The 22,485-nt window shown below is 64.1% G+C and carries 27 protein-coding genes and 1 pseudogene; 12 read left to right on the top strand and 16 right to left on the bottom strand.

Annotated features, from left to right (window positions below; genetic code table 11):
• Positions 1-95: 95 nt before the first annotated feature.
• Positions 96-770 (bottom strand): response regulator transcription factor, encoded by a 675-nt coding sequence (locus X750_RS150885; RefSeq protein ID WP_023670185.1) that lies wholly within the window; start codon positions 768-770, stop codon positions 96-98.
• Between the two features lie 254 nt (positions 771-1,024).
• A complete protein-coding gene (locus tag X750_RS150880) occupies positions 1,025-2,578 on the bottom strand; it encodes a Do family serine endopeptidase (RefSeq protein WP_023670184.1) in 1,554 nt (517 codons plus the stop codon).
• Between the two features lie 191 nt (positions 2,579-2,769).
• Between X750_RS150880 and X750_RS150875 the strand changes: the two genes are divergently transcribed.
• Together X750_RS150875 and X750_RS150870 are read left to right on the top strand one after the other, a co-directional pair.
• Positions 2,770-3,039: a CopG family ribbon-helix-helix protein gene (locus X750_RS150875; protein WP_023670183.1), complete on the top strand. Its 270-nt coding sequence runs from the start codon at positions 2,770-2,772 to the stop codon at positions 3,037-3,039.
• Entirely contained in the window at positions 3,036-3,344 is a 309-nt protein-coding gene (locus X750_RS150870; protein WP_023670182.1) for a type II toxin-antitoxin system RelE/ParE family toxin, read from the top strand. Before X750_RS150875 ends, X750_RS150870 begins: the two co-directional genes overlap by 4 nt.
• Here X750_RS150870 and X750_RS150865 read toward each other — a convergent pair.
• From X750_RS150865 to X750_RS150830, 8 genes are all read right to left on the bottom strand, one after another.
• On the bottom strand, positions 3,341-3,805 hold the full coding sequence (locus X750_RS150865) for a cytochrome c-type biogenesis protein (RefSeq protein WP_023670181.1): 465 nt from the start codon (positions 3,803-3,805) through the stop codon (positions 3,341-3,343). The two genes, X750_RS150870 and X750_RS150865, sit on opposite strands and share 4 nt — an antisense overlap.
• Positions 3,802-5,793: a heme lyase CcmF/NrfE family subunit gene (locus X750_RS150860; RefSeq protein WP_023705430.1), complete on the bottom strand. Its 1,992-nt coding sequence runs from the start codon at positions 5,791-5,793 to the stop codon at positions 3,802-3,804. The genes X750_RS150865 and X750_RS150860 overlap by 4 nt, the downstream gene beginning before the upstream one ends.
• Positions 5,793-6,236, bottom strand: a complete 444-nt coding sequence (gene ccmE, locus X750_RS150855; RefSeq protein WP_023705431.1) for a cytochrome c maturation protein CcmE — start codon at positions 6,234-6,236, stop codon at positions 5,793-5,795. The genes X750_RS150860 and ccmE overlap by 1 nt, the downstream gene beginning before the upstream one ends.
• A 3-nt stretch (positions 6,237-6,239) precedes the next feature.
• A complete protein-coding gene (gene ccmI, locus X750_RS150850; RefSeq protein ID WP_023747489.1) occupies positions 6,240-7,394 on the bottom strand; it encodes a c-type cytochrome biogenesis protein CcmI in 1,155 nt (384 codons plus the stop codon).
• An 85-nt stretch (positions 7,395-7,479) separates the two neighbouring features.
• Positions 7,480-7,923, bottom strand: a complete 444-nt coding sequence (locus tag X750_RS150845; protein WP_023687241.1) for a hypothetical protein — start codon at positions 7,921-7,923, stop codon at positions 7,480-7,482.
• Between the two features lie 174 nt (positions 7,924-8,097).
• Entirely contained in the window at positions 8,098-9,516 is a 1,419-nt protein-coding gene (locus X750_RS150840; RefSeq protein WP_023747490.1) for an ATP-binding protein, read from the bottom strand.
• Entirely contained in the window at positions 9,500-10,165 is a 666-nt protein-coding gene (locus tag X750_RS150835) for a response regulator transcription factor (protein ID WP_023670175.1), read from the bottom strand. The genes X750_RS150840 and X750_RS150835 overlap by 17 nt, the downstream gene beginning before the upstream one ends.
• Before the next feature lie 81 nt (positions 10,166-10,246).
• Positions 10,247-10,507: a hypothetical protein gene (locus X750_RS150830; protein WP_023670174.1), complete on the bottom strand. Its 261-nt coding sequence runs from the start codon at positions 10,505-10,507 to the stop codon at positions 10,247-10,249.
• A 280-nt stretch (positions 10,508-10,787) separates the two neighbouring features.
• On the opposite strand from X750_RS150830, the gene X750_RS150825 reads away from it, so the two are divergent.
• A complete protein-coding gene (locus tag X750_RS150825) occupies positions 10,788-11,174 on the top strand; it encodes an ester cyclase (protein WP_023747491.1) in 387 nt (128 codons plus the stop codon).
• Positions 11,175-11,180: 6 nt separating this feature from the next.
• On the opposite strand, the gene X750_RS150820 is transcribed toward X750_RS150825, so the two are convergent.
• A complete protein-coding gene (locus X750_RS150820; RefSeq protein WP_023670173.1) occupies positions 11,181-11,588 on the bottom strand; it encodes a DUF3168 domain-containing protein in 408 nt (135 codons plus the stop codon).
• Between the two features lie 217 nt (positions 11,589-11,805).
• Here X750_RS150820 and X750_RS150815 point away from each other — a divergent pair, with 217 nt between their 5' ends.
• Together X750_RS150815 and X750_RS150810 are read left to right on the top strand one after the other, a co-directional pair.
• Complete coding sequence (locus X750_RS150815; RefSeq protein ID WP_023705435.1) at positions 11,806-12,015, top strand: hypothetical protein; 210 nt, start codon at positions 11,806-11,808, stop codon at positions 12,013-12,015.
• Between the two features lie 31 nt (positions 12,016-12,046).
• Positions 12,047-12,214: a hypothetical protein gene (locus tag X750_RS150810; protein WP_348524274.1), complete on the top strand. Its 168-nt coding sequence runs from the start codon at positions 12,047-12,049 to the stop codon at positions 12,212-12,214.
• 43 nt (positions 12,215-12,257) lie between these two features.
• Here X750_RS150810 and X750_RS150805 read toward each other — a convergent pair whose 3' ends face one another.
• Together X750_RS150805 and X750_RS150800 are read right to left on the bottom strand one after the other, a co-directional pair.
• The gene (locus tag X750_RS150805; RefSeq protein ID WP_023705437.1) at positions 12,258-12,524 is read right to left on the bottom strand and encodes a DUF1488 domain-containing protein; all 267 of its coding nucleotides are present in this window, start codon (positions 12,522-12,524) and stop codon (positions 12,258-12,260) included.
• The gene (locus X750_RS150800; protein ID WP_023670169.1) at positions 12,521-12,784 is read right to left on the bottom strand and encodes a hypothetical protein; all 264 of its coding nucleotides are present in this window, start codon (positions 12,782-12,784) and stop codon (positions 12,521-12,523) included. Before X750_RS150800 ends, X750_RS150805 begins: the two co-directional genes overlap by 4 nt.
• Before the next feature lie 246 nt (positions 12,785-13,030).
• On the opposite strand from X750_RS150800, the gene X750_RS150795 reads away from it, so the two are divergent.
• The 3 genes from X750_RS150795 (at position 13,031) to X750_RS1000000166390 (ending at position 15,387) form a co-directional block, all read left to right on the top strand.
• Positions 13,031-13,393 carry a co-chaperone GroES gene (locus tag X750_RS150795; RefSeq protein WP_023705439.1) on the top strand — a complete coding sequence of 121 codons (363 nt, stop codon included), beginning with the start codon at positions 13,031-13,033 and terminating at the stop codon, positions 13,391-13,393.
• A 64-nt stretch (positions 13,394-13,457) separates the two neighbouring features.
• The gene (gene groL, locus X750_RS150790; RefSeq protein WP_023705440.1) at positions 13,458-15,086 is read left to right on the top strand and encodes a chaperonin GroEL; all 1,629 of its coding nucleotides are present in this window, start codon (positions 13,458-13,460) and stop codon (positions 15,084-15,086) included.
• Positions 15,087-15,222: 136 nt separating this feature from the next.
• On the top strand, positions 15,223-15,387 hold the full coding sequence (locus X750_RS1000000166390) for a hypothetical protein (protein ID WP_023705441.1): 165 nt from the start codon (positions 15,223-15,225) through the stop codon (positions 15,385-15,387).
• 12 nt (positions 15,388-15,399) lie between these two features.
• On the opposite strand, the pseudogene X750_RS01000000162900 reads toward X750_RS1000000166390, so the two are convergent.
• A pseudogene (locus X750_RS01000000162900) lies at positions 15,400-16,940 on the bottom strand (trimethylamine methyltransferase family protein).
• Complete coding sequence (locus tag X750_RS1000000166870; protein WP_023709286.1) at positions 16,922-17,182, bottom strand: glycine cleavage T C-terminal barrel domain-containing protein; 261 nt, start codon at positions 17,180-17,182, stop codon at positions 16,922-16,924. Before X750_RS1000000166870 ends, X750_RS01000000162900 begins: the two are co-directional and overlap by 19 nt.
• Positions 17,183-17,352: 170 nt before the next feature.
• Between X750_RS1000000166870 and X750_RS150785 the strand changes: the two genes are divergently transcribed.
• The 4 genes from X750_RS150785 (at position 17,353) to X750_RS150770 (ending at position 22,127) form a co-directional block, all read left to right on the top strand.
• The gene (locus X750_RS150785) at positions 17,353-19,521 is read left to right on the top strand and encodes a penicillin-binding protein 1A (protein ID WP_023747492.1); all 2,169 of its coding nucleotides are present in this window, start codon (positions 17,353-17,355) and stop codon (positions 19,519-19,521) included.
• Positions 19,522-19,594: 73 nt separating this feature from the next.
• Complete coding sequence (locus tag X750_RS150780) at positions 19,595-20,179, top strand: DUF1214 domain-containing protein (RefSeq protein ID WP_023747493.1); 585 nt, start codon at positions 19,595-19,597, stop codon at positions 20,177-20,179.
• Positions 20,172-20,720: a DUF1254 domain-containing protein gene (locus X750_RS150775; protein WP_023747494.1), complete on the top strand. Its 549-nt coding sequence runs from the start codon at positions 20,172-20,174 to the stop codon at positions 20,718-20,720. The genes X750_RS150780 and X750_RS150775 overlap by 8 nt, the downstream gene beginning before the upstream one ends.
• 396 nt (positions 20,721-21,116) lie before the next feature.
• Positions 21,117-22,127, top strand: a complete 1,011-nt coding sequence (locus X750_RS150770) for a DUF2336 domain-containing protein (RefSeq protein ID WP_023747495.1) — start codon at positions 21,117-21,119, stop codon at positions 22,125-22,127.
• Here X750_RS150770 and X750_RS150765 read toward each other — a convergent pair.
• Positions 22,114-22,461, bottom strand: coding sequence for a DUF1491 family protein (locus tag X750_RS150765; RefSeq protein ID WP_023698568.1), 348 nt, complete (start codon positions 22,459-22,461; stop codon positions 22,114-22,116). The two genes, X750_RS150770 and X750_RS150765, sit on opposite strands and share 14 nt — an antisense overlap.
• Between the last annotated feature and the right edge of the window lie 24 nt (positions 22,462-22,485).

Below are 22,485 nucleotides of genomic sequence, written 5' to 3' on the forward strand. Positions count from 1 at the left end.
CATGATGAGATTTGGCTGAAATCTCATCATGACCTACCCCTTTGTTGGAGCATGATCTTCTCCAAAAACCGGTACCTACTTTTTGGGATCATGCTCTAGCCGCTCTTCAGCATATAGCCGGCGCCGCGAACCGTATGCAGGATCGGCTTGTCGAAACCCTTCTCGATCTTGCCACGCAGGCGCGAGACGTGAACGTCGATCACGTTGGTCTGCGGATCGAAATGATAGTCCCAGACATTTTCGAGCAGCATGGTGCGCGTCACCACCTGGCCGGCATGGCGCATCAGATATTCGAGCAGGCGGAATTCGCGCGGCTGTAGCGTGATCTCGCGCGCCGCGCGCTTGACCGAATGGGACAGCCGGTCAAGCTCGAGATCGCCGACCCGGTAGACGGTTTCGGCCTCCCTGGCGCTGGCGCGGCGGTTCAGCACCTCGACGCGGGCGAGCAATTCGGAAAAGGCATAGGGCTTGGTCAGATAGTCGTCCCCGCCGGCGCGCAGACCGGTGACGCGGTCATCGACTTCGCCCAGCGCCGACAGGATCAGCACCGGCGTGGTGTTGCCGCGCGAGCGCAGGCCGGCAATGACGGAGAGCCCGTCGCGGCGTGGCATCATGCGGTCGACGACCATCACGTCATAGTCGCCGGCATCGGCCAGCGCAAAGCCGGTTTCGCCGTCGCCGGCGACATGGGCGGTGTGCCCAGCCTCGGCAAAGGCCTTCTGCATATAGTCGGCCGCCTCGCGATCGTCTTCTATGACGAGAATCTTCATAGAGCCGTTATACGCGATTTCGCCGGAAGATTGAGGGGCCGCCATAAGCGCAAAAGCTTTCGTTCAAGCATGTCGTTTTGCAAAAACCGCCGTGCACTTTTGGGCGACATGCTTCGATGTTAGAGCGGCAGCGGGCGATGGGGGCCCGCTGCCGCCGGGGGCAGAACACGATGACTGACTAACGCGTTCGGCCCCTTGCTTCCCGTGCGGCGGCTCGGGGGTGTTGAAACCGCCGCACTGGAAACTGTGTGATGTCAGCCTTTGGCGACTGGCAGCGCGACGAAGCGGTTTGAATCGTCGCGGGTGATCTGCATCAGCACCGCCTTGCGGCCGGACTTGACCGCATCGGCCATCGCCTTGGCGACGTCTTCGGTGCCGTTCACCTCCGTCGAATTGACCGAGGTGATGACATCGCCGGGCTGGATGCCGCGGTCGGCGGCATCGCTGTCGGGATCGACATCGGTCACCACCAGGCCCTTGCCGTTTTCCGACTTGGTGACGGTGAGGCCGAGATCGGCCAGCGCGGCGGGCTTTGCCGGTGCCGCGGGCTGCTGCGGGTCGGCCGAGGCCTGCTTGTCAGTGGATGGCAACGTGCCGAGATCGACCTTGATGGTCTGGCTCTTGCCGTCGCGCCACACCGTGACGTCGACCGACTTGCCGGGTGGGTACGCGCCGATCAGACGAGCCAGTTCCTTCGGCGATGCGACGTCCTTGCCTTCGACCTGGGTGATCACGTCACCGGCGGTGATGCCGGCCTTCTTGCCGGGGCCACCGTCCTGGGCGCCCGAAACCAGAGCCCCGTTCTGCGACTTCAGGCCCAGCGATTCGGCGATGTCCGATGTAACCGGCTGGATTTCGACGCCGAGCCAGCCACGCTGCACCGAGCCGCTCTTCATCAGATCCTGCACCACCTGCTTGGCGGTGGAGGCCGGAATGTCGAAGGCGATGCCGACGCTTCCGCCCGACGGCGAGAAGATCGCGGTGTTGATGCCGACGACCTGGCCGTTGAGGTTGAAGGTCGGGCCGCCCGAATTGCCGCGGTTGACCGAGGCGTCGATCTGGATGAAGTCGTCGTAGGGACCGGCGCCGATATCACGGCCACGGGCCGAGACGATGCCGGCGGTGACGGTGCCGCCGAGGCCGAACGGATTGCCGACGGCCACCACCCAGTCGCCGACGCGAACCTTGGAATCGTCGGCGAAATCGACATAGGTGAACTTGCCGACGCCATCGACCTTGAGCACCGCCAGATCGGTGCGCGGATCGGTGCCGATCAGCTTGGCGTCAAGCTCCTTGCCGTCATTCATTACCACTGTGAAGGCGGAGCCTTCCTCGACGACATGGTTGTTGGTGACGAGATAACCGTCATCGGAGATGAAGAAGCCCGAACCCTGGGCTACCGGACGCGGCTGGTCGTTGTTATGGTCGCGGTGGCTGAAGCGACGATTGCCGCCGCCCTGGCCGTTCTGATCGCCAAAGCCCCGGAATTGCTTGAAGAACTGGCGCAGCTGCGGATTGTCGGGCAGGTTGTTCATGCCGTCCGGATCGTCGGACTGGTCGGAGCCGTCATCGGCGGCAGGCTCGATCTTGGCCTTGACCTTGACGCTGACCACGGCCGGCGAAACGCGCTCGACGACGTCGGCAAAGCCCGGTACCTGCGGCGCTTCGACCCGCACGGCATCGGCCAGAACGGGAGCTGTACCAGTGGCAACGGCGCCGAAACCGATGCCGCCGGCAATGGCCAGCGAAGCGGCGGCGGCCAACAGGCGCTTGCGGGTCCGGGAATATGGGTTGGGGGCGATAGTCATGGGTCTCATATCCTCTTTTCACTGGATGCGGCTCAGGCAGAGCATCCTCGGACAAGAGAAATAGAGAGGCGCACATTACCGCGCCATTTCCGAAGCATGAAAGTTTTGTAATGTTGGGCGGACGCACAAATCGCTTGGTTGCGCTCGCCTGCTGCGCTATGGTGTACACAACTCAGCACAAGGCTTTCACAATGACAGCAAGCACCACCATGACCATTCGAGTCTCGTCCGAGACCAAGCTGAAGCTGGAGCAGATCGCTACCGATACCAGGCGTAGTAAATCGTTCCTCGCCGCCGAGGCGGTCTCAGCCTATGTCGATCGCGAGCTGGATATCATCGAAGGCATAAAACGTGGCATGGCCGACGCAGAGGCTGGCCGCGTCGTGCCCCACGACGACGCCATGGCGGAGGTCGACGCGGTGATCGAAGCAGCGAAAGCCAGGCGCGCAGGCAAGGCGTGAAGCGGTTCGTCACCTGGTCGCGAGAGGCGCTGGACGATCTCACGCAGCAAGTTGCCTTTATCGCTCAGGACAATCCTGCCGCCGCCCGACGCCTCGCGGACCGTATCCGTGAAATGGGCCGGGGCCTTGGTGATATGGCGACGGGCCGACCTGGCCGGGTAACAGGCACTTATGAGAAGCCCATCGGCCGCCTGCCCTACATCATTGCCTATGAATTGCGCCTGATCGCCGGCCGTCAGAGCATTGTTATCCTGCGCGCCATCCACACGTCGCGGGACTGGCCTTTGGAGGAATGGCCGAGCTAGTCGCTCAGCATCTTGTCCAGCGCCGCCTGTTCCTCGGCGCTCAGCGCCTTGGTTGCCAACGAGCGGCGGGAGCGTGTGGTCAGCACAATGAAAATGCCGCCGACTAGAAGCAGAAGCACCGGCGTGCCCCAAAGCAAGGCGTTGCGCGGGCTGAAGCGCGGCTTCAACAGCACGAACTCGCCGTAGCGCGACACGATATAGTCCATCACCTGCTGGTCGGTATCGCCGGCAACCAGGCGCTGGCGCACCAGGATGCGCAGGTCGCGGGCGAGGTCTGCATCGGATTCGTCGATGGACTGGTTCTGGCAGACCATGCAGCGCAGGCCTTCCGACAGTAGCCGCGCCCTCGCCTCGAGCGCCGGATCGGTGAGAACCTCGTCCGGTTTCACCGCTTGCGCCGCGCCGGCAAACAGCAGCGCCAGAAGCAGGGTGAGCGAGGCCAACGAGAACCTGGTGCTCACGGCGCGCCTGCCGACGGCATGGAGGCTGCCTGCTTGCGGCGGCGCGAGGGTGCGCCAACCCGCAGGCGCCGGTCGAGCAGCGACATTGCGGCTCCCGCCATCATCACCAGAGCTCCGCCCCAGATCAGCGTCACCAGCGGCTTCCACCACAGGCGCACCACGACCGACCCATCGGTGCCCTCATCGCCCAGCGACAGATAGAGTTGGCTGAAGCCGATCGTCTCGATGCCGGATTCGGTCGTCGTCGTCTGCCGCACCGGAAAGAAGCGCTTGGCCGAGGTGATCTCGGCTGAAACGCCGCCACCGGCGCCGATCACGGAAAAGCGGCCGCGCTGCTCGCTGTAATTCGGACCCTGCGCCGGGAAGAGGCCGTCGAAACGCAGCGTGTGGCCGGAGAGTTCGACGCTCTCGCCGGCATGCATCGGCAGTATCCTTTCGGTGCCGAAGCACAGCGTGCCGACAATGCCGAGCGTCGTCAGCCCGAGGCCGAGATGGGCAAGTGCAGTGCCGAACACCGAACGCGGCAGGCCGGCGAAACGGCGCAGCATGATGGCGGGCGACACATTGCCAAAGCCGGACTTGACGGCGAGGTCGGTGAGCGCGCCGCAGACCAGCCAGCAGGCGAGGCCGACACCAAGGGCGGCGAACACCGACGCGCCGTCGATAAACAGCCCCGTGACCAGCATCGCCAGGAGAGCGGCGCCGAAAGCCGCCATCAGGCGCTGAGCGACGGCATAGAGGTCGCCGCGCTTCCAGGCTAGCAGCGGCCCGAACGGAACCACGACCAGCAGCGGCACCATCAGCGGGCCGAATGTCAGGTTGAAGAAGGGGGCGCCGACCGAGATCTTGCCGGCCGAAAGCGCCTCGACCGCGAGCGGATAGAGCGTGCCGACCAGCACGGTGGCGGTGGCCGTGGTCAGGAACAGATTGTTGAGGACAAGCGCGCCTTCGCGCGAGATCGGGTGGAACAGGCCGCCGGCCGTCAGCCGCGAGGCGCGCAGCGCAAACAGGGCCAGCGAGCCGCCGATGAACAGCGTCAAAATGCACAGGATGAAGATGCCGCGGGTCGGATCGGTGGCGAAAGCATGCACCGAGGTCAGCACGCCGGAGCGCACCAGGAAGGTGCCGAGCAGCGACAGCGAGAAGGTGAGGATGGCAAGCAGCAGCGTCCAGATCTTGAGCGCCGAACGCTTCTCCATGACGATCGCCGAATGCAGAAGAGCCGTGCCGGCCAGCCACGGCATAAAGGAGGCGTTTTCGACCGGATCCCAGAACCAGAAGCCGCCCCAGCCGAGCTCGTAATAGGCCCAGTAGGAGCCCATCGCGATGCCGCCGGTGAGGAACATCCAGGCGACCAGCGTCCACGGCCGCACCCAGCGCGCCCAGGAGGCATCGATGCGGCCTTCGATGAGGGCGGCGACCGAGAAGGAAAAGCAGATAGAGAACCCGACATAGCCGAGATAGAGCAGCGGCGGATGGATGGCGAGGCCAAGATCCTGCAGGACCGGGTTGAGATCGCGGCCCTCGATCGGCGCCGGATTGAGCCGGGTGAACGGATTGGATGTCGCCAGGATGAACAGGAAGAAGGTGGCGCCGATAGCCCCCTGCACGGCCAGCACATTGGCGCGCAGCGTCGCCGGAAGGTTGGAGCCGAAGACAGCGACCAGCGCACCGAAGAAGGTCAGGATCAGCACCCAGAGCAGCATCGAGCCTTCGTGATTGCCCCAGGTTCCGGTGATCTTGTAGATCAGCGGCTGCAGCGAATGCGAGTTTTCCCACACGCTCGCCACCGAGAAATCGGAACTTGCATAGGCGCCGGCGAGTGCTGCGAACGATAGCGCCGTGAGCGCGAAGCCTGTGACCGTGACGGGACCGCCGACAGCCATCAGCCTCTGGTTGCCGGTACGGGCGCCGATCAGCGGCACCAGCGTCTGCACCAGCGACAGCACAAAGGCGAGGACGAGCGCGAAGTGTCCGGTCTCAACCATTACTGGCTCTTGCTCTCTTGCCACACGCCCTTGGCCTTCAGCCCGTCAGCGACTTCCTTGGGCATGTAGCGCTCGTCATGCTTGGCCAGCACGCTGTCGGCGACGAAAACGCCGTCGGCGCCAAAGCTGCCTTCGGTGATGACGCCCTGCTCCTCGCGGAACAGATCGGGCAGGATGCCGGTATAGCTGACCTTGACCGATTTGTGCGCGTCGGTGACCGAGAACGCAACCGTCGCGCCCTGCCCGCGCACGACTGTGCCCTTTTCGACGAGGCCGCCGAGCCTGATGCGCTGTCCCGGCTGCAAGCTGGCGGTGGTCAGATCGGCGGGCATATAGAAATAGGAGGCCTTCTGGCCCAACGCATAGAAGGTCAGCCCGGTGGCGGCGCCGAGGAAGGCAAGACCTCCGACAATCACCGACAATCGCTTCTGCTTGCGCGTCATGTCCTACTCCGTCGCCGTCAGGCCGAGCGAGGCGGCAAAGGCGGTGAATTTCTTCGCTTCCTCACTGTCGGCGCCAAACACGGCGATACCGCGATGCAGCGCGTCGCGCGCCTGGTCGGCCTTGCCCAGCACAACATAGGAACGAATGAGCCGCATCCATCCTTCCGTGTCGCGCGGTTTTTGCCGCAATTTTTCGTCGAGGCCGGCGACCATGGTTTCGATCATGGCCTGCCTGTCCTGCGGCGCCATCGACGAGGCGGCGTCGACGGCCGCGGCATCGGGGCCTTTCGCCGGCTCTGCTGAGGCGACGCTGCGGTTGGCAGCCTCGGCTAACGCCTGTTGGACAGCTCCGCGCCATGGTGAATCCTGCGGCAGGGAATCGAGCATTTTCTGCCACGCCGCGGTTGCCTCGGGTATGCGGCCTTCCTGGGCCAGCGCCATCGCCAAATAGAACGAGGCTTTCGCGTTTGCCGGGTCGAGTTTTAGCGCCTGTTCGAAAGCGGATTGCGCATCGGCCGAAACGATGCCGCCGGCCGCATTGGCAATCGCTTCGCCGAGGCCGGCCTCGCGGGCGGCCGTGTCGCCATCGAGGCGGATGGCATTGCGATAGGCGGTCACGGCATCGGGAAAGCGCTGCAGGCGCAGATAGATCGGGGCGAGCACGTCCCAGCCGCGTCCATCGCCAGGGTTGGCGGCAAGATGGGCCTCGGCGCGCGCCACCAACTCGTCGACCGAACTATCGGCCGGATTCTTGGCCAGCCGTTCGGCGAGCGGCTGCGACGGCAGATCCGGCGAGCCGAGCTGGCTGTACAGGCCCCAGCTGAGCAGCGGGACCACCAGCACCGCTGATGTTGCCATCAACCTGGCCGCCCTCGACGGCTGCCGCGCGCCAGGTGCATCGGCTTGACCGACATTGGCTTGACCAACATCTCCCAGGCGAAGGATGCGGCGGGCGATCTCAGTGCGCGCCTCCTCGGCTTCGGCCGGCTGAATCAGGCCGCGCGCGGCGTCACGCTCGAGCTCGGCCAATTGGTCGCGATAGACTTCGAGATCATGGTCGCTGCTGGTCGGAGCGCCCTTGCCGCCGCTGGTCAGCGGCAGCAGCACCGCCAGGCTTGCGCCCAGCGTGAGGAGTGCGGCTATGACCCAGAACAGCATGGTTCTTCCAATAGAGCGAGAGCCCTGCTCTCACAACATGAGGGTGCTGCGACGCTTTGACGGGATTCCGGCCCCGGCCCAATGTTCAGGTCAGCGGCGTCCAGCTGCCGTCGGCGTTGCGGCATGCGGTGCCCCGCGCGGTCTGGCCGGCCGTGCCGGTAAACACCGTATGGGTGTACTGGCGGCAATCCTGCGAGCCGACGCGGTAGGGCTGGGCCGCGACGACTTCGCCGGAATGAGCCGAACTGTCGCTCTTCCACGTCACCTTCTGGCCGCTCGCCGTATATTCGAGCGCCTTGTATTCCGCCTCGAGCGCCTTGCGCTTCTCGGTGCTGTTCAGGCCGCTGCCGATCGATCCGCCGACGAGCCCGCCGGCCATGGCCGAGATGATCGTCGTCGCGACTTTGGCCCCTGAAGGAGGCGACGCGGGCGGGTTGGTGATGGAGATATCCGGGCCACTGCCCTTGCCCAGCGTTCCGCAGCCGGAAAGAGCGAGCAGTGCGGAAACGAGCGCAACGCGAATCTTCATGCCAACAACCGGTTTTCTTGAACGGGATGCGCTGGGGGCCGCGTCATCGGGGGCGTCAGGACGTCATACTATTGATATTTGTCGGAAATTTGGCCGTTCTTAACGGCTTTTGCGCAATCGAGGGGCCGCCATAACACAGGCATTCGGCCGTGTCGATTGGCCCTGGGCAGTACATCATTGCAAGCTCCGCAAGCGCACAACCGCCTTCAGCCCGCCCATCGTGGAGCGTTCCAGCGCCAGCGCCCCGCCATACTCGTTGACGAGGTCGGCAACGATGGCAAGTCCGAGCCCGGTTCCCGGCTTTGTCTCGTCGAGGCGCCGGCCGCGTTTCAAGACATCGCGGGCCTTGTCCTCGGGGATGCCGGGACCGTCATCCTCGATCGATAGCTCGAACAGGCCGGCTGCGGCCGGCGTGACGGATACGGCAACAGTGCTCTTCGCCCATTTCATCGCATTGTCGAGAAGGTTGCCGAGCAGTTCCTCCAGATCCTCGCGCTCGCCGGCGAAGACGATGTCGGCCGCCGGCAACACAAGCGACAGGCTGACATCAGGCTTGAGTTTTTGCAGCACGCGCACCATGCGCTGCACCAGCGGCGTCACCGGCGTGCGGTAGACGACGCTGTCGCGCTGCGCCGCGACCCGTGCCCGCTGCAGGTAGTGGTCGACCTGTTTCTGCATCGACGCCGCCTGGTCGGCGATGAGCTGGCCCTTGGCGCCGCCGAGAGCCCGGCCCTCATTGATCAGCACGGCGAGCGGCGTCTTCAGCGAATGGGCAAGGTTGCCGACCTGCGTACGCGAGCGCTCGACGATGCGCTTGTTGTTTTCGATCAGCGCATTGGTCTCGTTGGCGAGCGGCTCGATCTCGGCGGGAAACCGGCCATCGAGCCGCTGCGCCGTGCCTTCGCGCACCTGGGCAAGCGCGTTGCGAACCCGGCGCAAGGGCTGGAGGCCGAGCAGGATAGCAATCGCATTGATGGCGATCATGCCGACGCCGAACAGGCTGAGATAGGTCAGCAATCGGCCCTGGAAGGTGGCGATCTCCTGTTCGAGCTCGGTCTTGTTGCCCATCACGCGGAAGCGCGCGGCGCGGTTCTTGGCATCGAGCACGAATTCGCTCTCGAACACTTCGAGCTGCTCGTCGCCGATACCGTCGGTGGAGTAGCTGCGCTGGAAGCTCGAATTGAACGGCACCTCGGCGACGGTCGGCGACGGGATCGTCGTGGTCATCGAGGACGAATGAAGGTTGCCGTGCACACCTTCGGAAGCCGGCTCCACCGACCAGTACCAGCCCGAATTCGGCTCCGAGAAGCGCAGGTCGCCAAGGTCGGGAGCACCGGTGAGCTGGCCGGATTCGGAAACGCCGACCGAGCCGATCAGATTGAACAGATGCGCCGACAGCAGGCTGTCGAAGCCGCGCTCGCTGGCCTGGCGGTAGAGCGTGGTGATCAGAGTGAAGATGACGATCAGGGTGAGGATCGCCCAGATCGTGGAAAAGCCGATGACGCGGAAGGCCAGCGAGCGCGGCCAGAGCCGCGCCGAAAAAGGCTTCCTTGCTGGTATGGGGAGCGGTTCCGCCTTACGCCTCCGGCTCACGCATGCGATAGCCCATGCCGCGCACGGTTTCGATCATGTCGATGCCCATCTTCTTGCGCAGCCGGCCGACAAAGACCTCGATGGTGTTGGAATCGCGGTCGAAATCCTGGTCGTAAAGATGCTCGACCAGCTCGGTGCGCGACACCACCTCGCCCATATGGTGCATCAGATAGGCCAGCAGGCGGAACTCATGCGAGGTCAGCTTCAGCGGCACGCCGTTGACATCGGCCTTGGAGGCCTTGGTGTCGAGGCGCAGCGGCCCGCAAGTGAGCTCGGACGAGGCATGGCCGGCGGCGCGGCGGATCAGCGCCCTCACCCTGGCCAGCACCTCCTCGATGTGGAACGGCTTGGTGACATAGTCGTCGGCGCCGGCATCGATGCCCGACACCTTGTCGCTCCAGCGGTCGCGCGCTGTCAGGATCAGCACCGGCATCTTGCGGCCGTTGCGGCGCCAGCGCTCGACGACGCTGATGCCGTCCATCTGCGGCAGGCCTATGTCGAGCACGACGGCATCGTAGGGCTCGGTGTCGCCGAGGAAATGCCCCTCCTCGCCGTCATAGGAGCGGTCGACGACATAGCCGGCATCGACCAGCGCGTCGGCCAGTTGCCGGTTGAGATCCTTGTCATCTTCGACGACGAGTACGCGCATGATCGGTCAGGCCTGTTGATGGGTCAGCTATAGGCCGATTCCGGTGGTCTGGGAAACGACCCTGCAAGGGGGAAGATTGGATCAGTTCGCCGGGACGACGATCTCGGAGCGGCGCGGACGCTGGCCGTCCTTGCCCGGCACAAGCACGACGATGACGCAGACCTCCTGGCCGCCACGCGTCGTCTGCGAAGCCTTGGCCAGCGTGCCGCCATTCTGCTCGGCAACCTGCTGGCCGATCGCGTAGCAATCCGCCGCGGCTGCCGGCGTCGCTTGCGACGCCAACAGGCCGGCCGCTGTGAGCGCCAGTATCGCGGTTCTGACATGAGAGCGAAGCGTTTTCATGGTCGGCGTTGTAACGCAACTGTGCTGAACGTGAAATGAACGGTGAACGGGTGAAAATCCATCCCCGCAATACCCCCTGCGCGCGCAACGAATGAATGCGATCCTACCGCCCAGTCCCTCAGACCGGGCAATGGATTCATAACCGGAAAACCGGCTGCGCGGCTATGGTGTTTGCGCGCAGGTTCTCAATTCGCAGCCAGATTGGGAACAGGTCAAGGCGAGACCATTCTGAAGGGCCGCCCTAAATAGCGCGGGAAACGCCAAATCATCGGAGTGCGCCATGACGGATAAAGACCTTGCCGACCTTTGCCGGGGCTATATCGCTTGCCTGAATGCCCAGGACTGGGCGAAACTTGGAGACTTTGTCGGCGACGAGGTGCAGCACAATGGCGAAATGCTCGGCCTGTCGGGTTATCGCCGTATGCTCGAAGGCGATTTCGAGGCGATTCCCGACCTCCGCTTCAACATCGAACTGCTGGTCTGCCAGCCGCCGCGCGTGGCGGCGCGCCTGCATTTCGACTGTCATCCCAAGGGCGTGCTGTTCGGCCTGCCGGTGAACGGCAAGCGCGTGTCGTTCGCTGAGAATGTTTTCTACGAATTCGGAGAGGGTCGCATCCGCGAGGTGTGGTCAGTCATCGACAAGGCCGAGATCCAGGCGCAAATCTAGGTTGCTTCAATCACTTTGCTCGGTGAGAGCGCGTATCCGCAGCACCCCGTGGTAGAGCGCCAGGTCCTCGTCGTAGCGGGCCTCGGCGAACTCCAGGGACAGGCGGGTCTGGTCGCGCGAGCCGGTGGCGAAAGCGGCGCCGTCAAGGCGCGCCCGGATGCTGTCCATGATCAGACGCGTCTCGGCCTCGCCTTGCGCCTTCGACCAGACATGCAGCGTGATGAGCTGGTCGTCATCATTGTCGGCGCCGGTGTCCAGATCGAATGCGCTGGTCCTGCCATAGGTCACATAAGGGAAGGCGGCACTGTCGGCCGCCTGCTCGCGCAACCCGGCGCCGCCGAGCAGCGCCGTCAGCGAGGCATCGCTCTTCAATCTCATGAACAAGGCTTGCAGCAAATCGCCGGGCGCCGTCATCGTCGTCTCCGTTCGCCTGTCACGCTTTGAACAACCTCAGTTTCGCGCGCAACCTAACCGCGTTGCACGGATTTCGCCAGATGACGATCCGCCTGATGGAAGGCGGCGAATCGGGCGGCATGGCCCTTTCACGGACCGGGTTCTATTTGGCATGCGGGGAGTTTCAAGAAGGGTGTTATGAGGAGCCCTGTTTTCTCCGGCAATTCGAGGTCATTTCATGCGAACGCCACCGCTGCTGCCGGCTTTTGGAAAGCTCGGCGTCAAGCCCCCGGTCGCGATTGCGGCAACACCCGCCCTGTCGAAGAGCACCGTGGCCCTGCGCATGCGCGAGATACTTTCAATGCATGGCGGCCTGGCCTTGAAGCTGTCGGTGGTGGCCTGGACAATCCTGATCCTGGCGGCGGCATTTTTCATGTCAAAGGCCTGATGCCGATATGGCAAACCGCTACGCGTTGCGCATGGACGAGCCCGAGAGCTGGACTATCTTCGACATCTTCACCGGCCAGCCTGTCGATCTTAAGCAACAGGTGATGGTGGCCATGAATTTGCGCGATGCGGAAGCGATGGCCGACCGCCTGAACAGCCGGGACGTCAAGCGGCGGGCAAAAGCCGACCGCAAGTCCTGACGCACGCTGATCTCAGCCGCTCTGATTGCAAGACGAACGCGCGCTAGCCGAAATCCGCGGCTGTGAGCACATATATGCTCTTGCGGGTGCGAGCGTAGGCCTTGCTGGCAATGTCATGGATGGAGCTGGACGCGGTGTCGAAGGCCGCCAGATAGGTGGCTTCCGCGGTCGCCGTCCCTGATGGCGCCTTCGAGAGGGCATCGGCGGCGACCGAGAAGGAAATCTGGAACATGCCGTCATGGCCGACAAAGCGGACGCGCTTGCCGGCCTCGTCATAGAAGCGGCTTGGATTGGGGAATGTCAGGCTCATGACGTGCCCCCCTTCGGCGCGGCGGCGGCTTTCTTGACTGTCGCCCGCTTCTTCTTCGGTGTCGGGTTCAAGGCTTCCGCGACGCGGTCGGCCTCTTCCTTGGCCAGGCGCAATTCCCTGAGCCTTGCCGTCTTGATCTCCCTGGCCCTCGCTTCGGACATGTAGTCGGAGGTTGCCTTGTTGCGCTCGGCCGTCTTCTTCTGCTTGTCCATGAAGCGGGCTTCAGCTTTTTCCATGATGCTCTGATTGCCTTCGGCCATCGCCTAAATCTCCTCGTGCCTGAAATGGTGAAATCGAACTTACGATATAAATAGTCGCTTTGGCCTCGAAATTCAATTTTTCGAAATATCTAGGCGCCTCGCGACGTTTCGAATCCGGCAGACATCATAATACTTTTTAATATTTAATTTTGGCCACGAATAATTTTTGGCACTCCTATCTATCGAGTGCCAATACGCCTATAAGAACGGCGCGGTCGCCTATGCCGGCCCCAGAAAGAAGTTCTCATGAAGTTTCGGCCACTCCACGACCGCGTCGTCATCCGGCGCGCCGAAGGCGATGTCAAATCCAAGGGCGGCATCATCATTCCCGACAATGCCAAGGAAAAGCCGCAGGAAGGCGAAGTCATCGCCGTTGGGCCGGGCGCACGCGACGAAAACGGCGCGCTTGTTCCGCTCGACGTCAAGGCCGGCGACTTCATCCTGTTCGGCAAATGGTCGGGCACCGAGGTCAAGATCGACGGCGAGGACCTGCTGATCATGAAGGAAGCCGACATTATGGGCGTCATCGACAAGAGCGAGACGGCCGCTATCGGCAAGATCGGGACGGTCGTCACCGAGAAGAGCGTCAAAGCCAAGAAGGCCGCCTGACCGGCCTGGCTTTGCCAGGCTCCGGCGAGCCGCTTGCTTCACCACACCAACGGGATTGAAAAAAATGTCTGCCAAGGAAATCAAATTCGCCACCGACGCGCGCGACCGCATGCTGCGCGGCGTCGAGATCCTCACCAATGCGGTGAAGGTCACGCTCGGCCCCAAGGGCCGCAACGTCATCATCGACAAGGCCTATGGCGCGCCGCGCATCACCAAGGACGGTGTGACGGTGGCCAAGGAAATCGAGCTTGCCGACAAGTTCGAGAACATGGGCGCGCAGATGGTGCGCGAAGTGGCTTCGAAGACCAACGACCTCGCCGGTGACGGCACCACCACCGCCACGGTGCTGGCCGCATCGATCCTGCGCGAAGGCGCCAAGCTGGTTGCCGCCGGCATGAACCCGATGGACCTCAAGCGTGGCATCGACCAGGCTGTCGCCGCCGTGGTCAAGGACATCAAGGCGAAGGCCAAGAAGGTCAAGTCGTCGGCCGAGATCGCGCAGGTCGGCACCATCGCCGCCAATGGCGATGCCAGCGTCGGCGCCATGATCGCCAAGGCGATGGACAAGGTCGGCAATGACGGCGTCATCACCGTCGAGGAGGCCAAGACCGCCGACACCGAACTCGACGTCGTCGAAGGCATGCAGTTCGACCGCGGCTATCTCAGCCCCTATTTCGTCACCAATGCCGACAAGATGCGCGTCGAACTGGAAGAGCCTTACGTGCTCATCCACGAGAAGAAGCTCGGCAATCTGCAGGCGATGCTGCCGATCCTCGAGGCGGTGGTGCAGAGCGGCAGGCCGCTGCTGATCATCTCGGAAGACGTCGAAGGCGAAGCACTGGCGACGCTGGTCGTCAACAAGCTGCGCGGCGGCCTCAAGGTCGCGGCCGTCAAGGCGCCGGGCTTCGGCGATCGCCGCAAGGCGATGCTGGAAGACATCGCCGTGCTGACATCGGGCCAGATGATTTCCGAGGATCTCGGCATCAAGCTCGAAAACGTCACCATCGAGATGCTTGGCCGCGCCAAGCGCGTACTGATCGAGAAGGACACCACCACGATCATCGACGGCGCCGGCACCAAGGCGACCATCCAGGCGCGCATCGCGCAGATCAAGGGCCAGATCGAGGAAACCACGTCCGACTATGACAAGGAGAAGCTGCAGGAGCGGCTGGCCAAGCTCGCCGGCGGCGTCGCCGTGATCCGCGTCGGCGGCGTCACCGAGTCTGAAGTGAAGGAAAAGAAGGACCGCATCGACGACGCGCTGAATGCGACGCGCGCGGCGGTGGAAGAAGGCATCGTGCCCGGCGGTGGCGTGGCGCTTCTGCGCGCAAGATCGGCTCTGGCCGGCCTGACCGGCGCCAATGACGATGTGACCGCCGGCATTTCGATCGTGCTCAGGGCGCTGGAAGCGCCGATCCGCCAGATCGCCGAGAATTCCGGCGTCGAAGGCTCGATCGTCGTCGGCAGGCTGTCCGACAGCAAGGACCAGAATCAGGGCTTTGATGCCCAGAACGAGGTCTATGTCGACATGATCAAGGCCGGCATCGTCGACCCGGCGAAAGTGGTGCGCACCGCTTTGCAGGATGCCGGCTCGATTGCAGCGCTTCTGATCACCGCCGAAGCGATGATCACCGACGTTCCGGCCAAGGATGCGGCGCCTGCGGGCGGCGGTGGCGGCATGGGCGGCTACTGACCATCGCTCGAAAATTGCCCGCCTGGGAATCTGGGCGGGCATAAATCAGAACAGGCTGCCGGGGACATTTCCCCGGCGAGCCAGGAATTTCCGTCAGTCAGTCAAGACCAGTCAGCAACGACAGGGAGATCGACAGATGATCACATTTGCCCCGAAGCCAAACGCTGTATCCGCGACCAAGCCGGCGGAGGAGAGCCGCTTCGATCGCATCCGCCGGATTGCCGCCGACAAGCACAGGCAGGCCGATGCCGGGCCGATTCGCCGCGAGCCGTCGAAGACCGGCGACAAGCGGCCGATGTGACGGCTGCCAACCTCACGACATCGGCAACGCTCCGCCCTCTTCGGTGCGGCGGGCAATGAACTCGTCGAGCACATCGGATGTGGCAACGGCCGACGCCGGCGGCTGGAAGTCGGCCAGCGTCCGCTTCCAGATGCCGGTGGCGCGCTCGGTGGCCGACCTCGAACCGGACTGCGTCCAGCTGCCGAAATTCGACCAGTCGGCGACCAGCGGCTCGTAGAAGGCGGTGCGGTAGCGCGTCATGGTGTGGCCGGCGGAGAAGAAATGCCCGCCCGGCTGGACTTCGGCGATCGCCTCGAAGCCGATCGAATCCTTGTCGCCGGGGGTTCGGCAACCGTCTGCAATGCCTCGATATCGGTGATCAGCTTCTCGTAGGAGACGCTGAGGCCACCCTCCAGCCAGCCCGCGGCATGGATGCAGACGGTGGCGCCGGCAAGCACCGAGCCCCACAGCGCGAACTGCGTCTCGTGCGCCGCCTGCACATCGGAAATGTTGGCCGCACTGCCGCCGCCGGACCGCCAAGGCAGGCCGGTGAAGCGGGCCAGCTGACCGGCGCCCAGCGTCGCCTTGACGTGCTCGGGCGTGCCGAAGGCCGGTGCGCCGGACTTCATGTCCACATTGGAGGAGAAGGATCCGTAAACCACCGGTGCGCCCGGCCGCACCATCTGCGCCAGCGCGAGGCCGGCCAGCGCCTCGGCATGCTGCAGCGTCAATGCGCCGGCGACGGTGATCGGCGCCATGGCGCCGGCCAGGCAGAAGGGCGTGATGATGGACACCTGGCCGGCCCTGGCGAAGTCGATGATGCCTTGCGCCATCGGGATATCGAGCTGGCGCGGCGAATTGGTGTTGATCACGGTGTAGCAATGGACGCCGGCCAGGAACTCGTCCTGCGAGAGCCCGCGCGCCAGCCTGATCATCTCGAACCCATCCTCGACCTGCGGCGTGCCGCGGGCGAAGACGAAGGGGAACTTGTCCGACAGGGTCAGCTGCGCACGGTTGACGGCATAGTGGCGCAAATGGTTGTCGACATCCTGCGGCTCGATCCAGGGGCCGAGCATATGCAGCACGTCGAAATTCTGAACAAGCTTGGTCAGTTCTTCGAAAGCGGCGAGCGTGCCCGGACGCCGTCCGCGTTCGAGATCGGTGACGTTGGGCGCCCCGGCTCCGGCCAGGAACGTCATCGAGCCGAGCTCCAGCATGAGATCGCGGCTACGGTTGCCCGCCAGCGCCCGGATGGATTTCGGCGCCGAGGCCAGTGCCGCAGTGACAATATCGCGGCCGATGCGCACCATCTGGCTGTCCTCGTCGACCAGCGCACCGGCTTTGGCGTAGATCGCCCGTGCCTCCGGCAGCAGCACCTTGATGCCGAGCTCTTCCAGCACGCGCAACGCCGTGTCGTGGATGGCCGCGACCTGGTCGTCCGAAAACACCGGCTGCGGCAGGAACGGGTTCTTGAGCGAGCGATAGTTCGGGTGGCGGCTTGGCCCGCTGCCGGCCTCACCGGTGTGCCCGCGCCGGCGCTCGCGCCTGGTCTCCCTTATGATGTCATCGACCATGGCCAAAACTCCTCATTGCCGCATCGCCTGCCCTCGGGGTCGTATGGCGAGGCCGGAATAATTCGCGCCGGCCGCTCGACGCCGACAATGTGCACCCAAAGCGCGGTCCCCTCCCCGGCGAATTCGTCGCCCAGCAACGTCAGCGCGACGCTTTTGCCTATTGTGTAGCCATAGCCGGCGAGGCGACGAAGCCGACGCGCCGGCCCTTGTGCCAGACTGCTCGAAGCCACTGGCGTCGGCATCGACGGCGTCGACCTCCAGCGTCACGATCCGGGCGGCGCTCAACAAACCGTGCGGTGTGGCCTGGCTGCCCTTGTGAGCCGGGCTGAAATGGAAGAATAGTCTTCGCCGGGTATGCCCGCCCTGAAATTGCCCGCTTGCGGTTCTCAGGTGGGTTGGGTGAGTTTCGGGAATGGCCAGTCCTTTAGAACGACGTCCAAGACGAAGAGGTCCGATCGCCGCCGCACTGCTGGCGGTGGACGCCTGGATCGATTCCTCGCTCTACGAAATCGGCTTCAAGGCCGGCCAGTTCTGGGAATCGGCGACCATTTTTTCGCGGCGCTTCCGAGTCACCGGCTGGCGACGCGGCATCATCGAGGTGCTGAGCGAAGGTTTTACGATGGGCGCCGGCGGCGTCGTCGTGCTGCTCGCACTCGCGATGCCGGCCTTCCAGATCACCACCGGCGACTGGCGCAGTCAGGGCGATTTCGCCGTCACCTTCCTTGACCGCTACGGCAATGAGATTGGCCAGCGCGGCATCATCCAGCGGGATTCCGTGCCTGTCGACGAGATGCCGGACCATGTCATCAAAGCGGTGCTGGCGACCGAGGACCNCGAGGACCGACGCTTCTTCGAGCACTACGGCATCGACGTGCTCGGCCTGTCGCGCGCCATCTTCGAGAATGTGCGGGCTAATTCCGTCGTCCAGGGCGGCTCCAGCATCACCCAGCAGCTGGCCAAGAACCTGTTCCTGTCGAATGAGCGTACCTTCCAGCGCAAGATCAAGGAAGCCTTCCTGTCGCTGTGGCTGGAGGCCAATCTGTCGAAGAAGGAGATCCTGCAGCTCTATCTCGACCGCGCCTATATGGGCGGCGGCACGTTCGGCATCGAGGCGGCGGCGGATTTCTATTTCGGCAAGAGCGTCAAGGATCTGAACCTCGCCGAGGCGGCGATGCTGGCCGGCCTGTTCAAGGCGCCGACCAAATACGCCCCGCACATCAACCTGCCCGCCGCCCGTGCTCGCGCCAATGTGGTGCTGTCGAACCTCGTCGATTCCGGTTTCATGACCGAAGGCCAGGTGCTGCAGGCAAGGCTGCATCCAGCCGAGATCGTCGACCGCGGCGAGCAGAAGAGCCCGGACTATTACCTCGACTGGGCCTTCGATGAGGTCAAGAAGATCGCCAAGCCCGGCCAGCATTCGCTGGTCGCACACACCACTTTCGACGCCAACATCCAGAAAGCGGCGGAGGAATCCGTCGAATTCCATCTCCGCCAGTTCGGCAAGGAATACAACGTCACCGAGGGCGCCGTTGTAGTGATCGAGACCAATGGCGCGGTGCGCGCCATTGTCGGCGGCCGCGACTATGGCGCAAGCCAGTTCAACCGCGCCACCAAGGCGCTGCGCCAGACCGGCTCCTCGTTCAAACCTTACGTCTACGCCACCGCCATGGAGCACGGGTTCACCCCGGACTCCGTCGTCTCAGGCGGGCCGATCAGCTGGGGCGGCTGGTCACCGCACAATTACAATGGCGGCTCGGCCGGCAATGTGACGCTGATCACGGCGATCGCCAAATCGATCAACACCGTGCCGGTACGGCTGGCCAAGGACTATCTCGGCATCGGCCCGATCAAGGCGATGGCCGAATCATTCGGTGTGGAATCGCCGCTGGAGTCGCACAAGACCATGGTGCTCGGCACATCGGGCATGACGGTCATGGACCAGGCGACGGGCTACAGCGTGTTCGCGCAGAACGGCTTCGCCGGCTCGCGGCACGGCATCACCCAGCTCGTCACCCGCACCGGCGATGTCGTCTACGACTTTGCCAAGGATGCGCCGGCGCCGCATCGGGTTCTGTCGGAACAGGCTTTGAAATACATGAACACCATGCTGGCTGCGGTGCCGGCGATCGGCACCGCGCGGCGCGCGCAGCTGCCCAACATCGTCGTCGCTGGCAAGACGGGGACGACGCAATCCTACCGCGACGCCTGGTTCGTCGGCTTCACCGGCAATTACACGGCTGCCGTCTGGCTCGGCAATGACGACTTCACCCCGACCCGCAACATGACCGGCGGCACGCTGCCGGCGATGGTGTGGCAGCGGCTGATGGTCTATGCGCACCAGAATATCGACCTGAAGCCGATCCCCGGCCTAGACAAACCCTTCGTCGACGAAGAGATCGCGGCCAAGGCCGAGGAAGCGGAGAAGAAAAATGCCGATCAGGCAGCAGCGGATGCCGCGGCCGAGCGCCCGGCGGTGCTGTCCAGCCGCACGACACAGACGCTGCGCGAGATGACCAAGGTGTTCCAGGCCGCGCCCGTGCTCGGCTCGCCGCAGACACCGGAGACCCTGTCGGCGCTTTGATTCCACAGCGCTGCTTGCTCTGCGGCCTGCCCCGCTATATCCCCGAACGATAATTCACTCGTCCCGGTTCTTCATGCTCAAGACCGCCTTTTTCACGCTGCTTTCGCTTGCCATAGCCATCGGCCTCGGCGGCGGCAGCGTCTGGTATGCGCTGCAGGCGCAGAGCGGCGTCGGCGCGATCAGCATCGGCGAATGGACCGCCTTTCCCGAGATCGGCACGCAAGATGCCGACCCCTATTCCAAGGCGCGCGTGGCGCGTGAAGGCGTGCTGGCGCTCGGCAAGGCCGAGGGCTTGTCCTTCATCGCCGAGCGCGATGCGGCCGGCGATGAGCTTCAGCGGCAATGCGACTACAGGATCGAGGGCAGTTTCCCCACCGCCCGGTTCTGGACGCTCTATGCCGCGGATCAATCGCTCGGCGTGGTCGACACCGGCAAGCCAAGGTTGGCGGCGCTGCAATCCTACCAGGTGCTGCGTCAGCCCGACAATTCGGTGATCATTGCCGTCGGCAACCGTCCGGCCCCCGGCAATTGGCTTCTGATCGAAGGTTTTGGCCGGATGTATTTCGTGCTCACCTTCTACGACACGCCGATTGCCTCAAGCACCGGCCTTTCCGACGTGTCGCTGCCCCGGATCGTCAAGGCTGGCTGCAATGCGTAGGTTGCTGCACGCCATCCTGCTCGGCCTGGTCGGCGCCGGCATCGTCCACATCGTGGTGCTTTTGCTGGTGCCGGAATTTACCGAGCGCGACGCCTGGTCACGGCTGGCGATGGCGTCCGACCTCTACAAGATGACCAGGCTGGACGCCGAGGCGGGCGGCGGGCCGGTGGTGAAGTCGGTAGATCCGCTGTTTTACGCCGCCGCCTGCCGCTTCGACCTTGCCGAAGGCATGGTGCGGATCAAGGCGCCGGGCAGCGTGCCGTTCTGGTCGGTGTCGGTCTATGACCGCAACGGCCACAATTTCTATTCATTCAACGACCGCACGGCGACCGGCAACAAGCTGGACACCGTGGTGCTGACGCCGGCACAGATGATCGACGTGCGCAGGGAGCTTCCCGAAGACCTGCAAGGGGCGATCTTCGTCGAGGCGCCGATCGAGGAAGGCATCTTCGTCATCCGCGCCTTCGTGCCTGACGACAGCTGGAAGCCGGTTGTGTCGCAGTTCCTGGACCAGAGCTCCTGCGAACTGCAGGACTACTGACCTCAGCCCGACGACCAGCAAATTCAGTGGTGCGGAACAGGCGTCCGTGGTGTGCCCGGCTGGTCCGCCGGTCGCGCCTGGCCCGCCAATGGCGGATGCTCGTAGCGGACGCCGGGGAAAATGATCACCGCCGCCGGCGTACCGGTGTCCTGAACTGCTCGATTGACTGGTGCCGATCGCGGCACGAAAGACAGTACCATGCCCATGGTTCGCGTATTCCTCTCGGTTGCCCCGGAGCACAACGCAACGCCTCCAAATGTGATTAAGGCCGGCAGAGGGTTAACGGAGCGCTAACGGATCGCGGCTAATTTGATCTTTGTTCCAGGCCTTGCGCGAAACCGACACAGTTGCGGTTGAGCATGGTCCGGGTTGTGTCGAGTATCGGGCGTATCTTCCGTGTCAGCTTCGGATTTCAGGCAAATCGCCATACGGACGGAATCGGGAAAAGCCGAAAGGCTGTTTCGCGCCGCCGTGTCGGCGTTCTGCTCGCTGACTCGCCCATCGCGCCGCGAGATCGCCCAGCTCGAGGATCTGACGCTGCCGCTGTTCGACAGCGTGCCGGTCGAATCGCGCCGCTATGTCGCCGCCGCCCTGTCCGAATGCGAATATGCGCCGGCCGCCCTGGTGCGGCGGCTTTGCGAGGAGCCGGTCGATGTCTGCGCGCCCTTGCTGGTCCGTTCGCGGGCGCTGGGCGACATCGACCTGATCGCGTTGATCGGCCGCCACGGCCTGCCGCATGCGCGCGCCATTGCCCGCCGCAAGGATTTGAACCCGGCCATCGCGCAGTTGATCAAGGCGCTGGAAAAGCCGACCCTGGTGCGCGTGCGGCAGCCCGAGCCGATCGCCGACGTGGCGGGCGCCGACGCCGAAGCCGCTGCCGCCGCTCCCAGCGCACCAAATCTGCCCGGCAGCGCCGCCGAAACCGCCAGGCGCCGCCTGCGCTCGATGATGCTCGCCGAGGGCGAGGCGACATCGGTCAATCCCTTCGCCGGCTCAGCAACTTACAGCAAGCTGCGCGAGACGGCGCTGACCGGCAACGCCGCCTTCTTCCAGACCGCGCTTGCCGACGCGCTCGATATCGACTTCTCGACGGCGCGGTCGCTGACCAAGCATTCGAGCTATGTCTCGCTGCTCGCCGCGCTGCGGGCGCTCGACCTCACTGAGGACAGGGCATTCCTGATCGTGGTCGCGGTGTACCCCCGGGAGTTTCCGCACCCGCAGGCGATCCGCATCTTCCTCGACCGCTACCGGCTGCTGCATCACGAGGCGGCGCTCGACAAGGTGCGCGGCTGGAAGGCCGAAACATTGTCGCGAGCGGTGCGCGGCAACACCCCTGTCGCCGCGAATGGCGACCAAGCGCCGGACGTCGACAAAGCCAGCTTAGGGGCCAGCCTCAAGGCGTCTTGACGGAGAGAAGCTCCTCGACGGAAACCGTTCCGGCCTCGATCTCGACCACCCAGATGTCGGGATCGAATTTTTTCTCCCGCTCAAGCCTGGCGTCAAGCGCGGCGGCATCGTCGCCGGCGCCGAGCAGCGTGAAAAAGCGATCATCCGGTTTGTCCGAATCGTAGCTCGTCTGCGGCGCCGGGCCGAACAGGGAGACGTCGCCCAGCCTGCCGCGGGAGAGCACGAAGACAGCGCCGGCCTCGGTCGCGCCACGCTTGACGACGGCCGCAAAGCCGCCGGCGCCGAAGACACGGCGCAGCAGGGCCGACACCCAAAACTCGGTGGTTACGCGCATGACGAGGCTCCGGAGGACATGCGC

Source organism: Mesorhizobium sp. LNJC391B00 (assembly GCF_000502535.1).
Classification (GTDB): domain Bacteria; phylum Pseudomonadota; class Alphaproteobacteria; order Rhizobiales; family Rhizobiaceae; genus Mesorhizobium.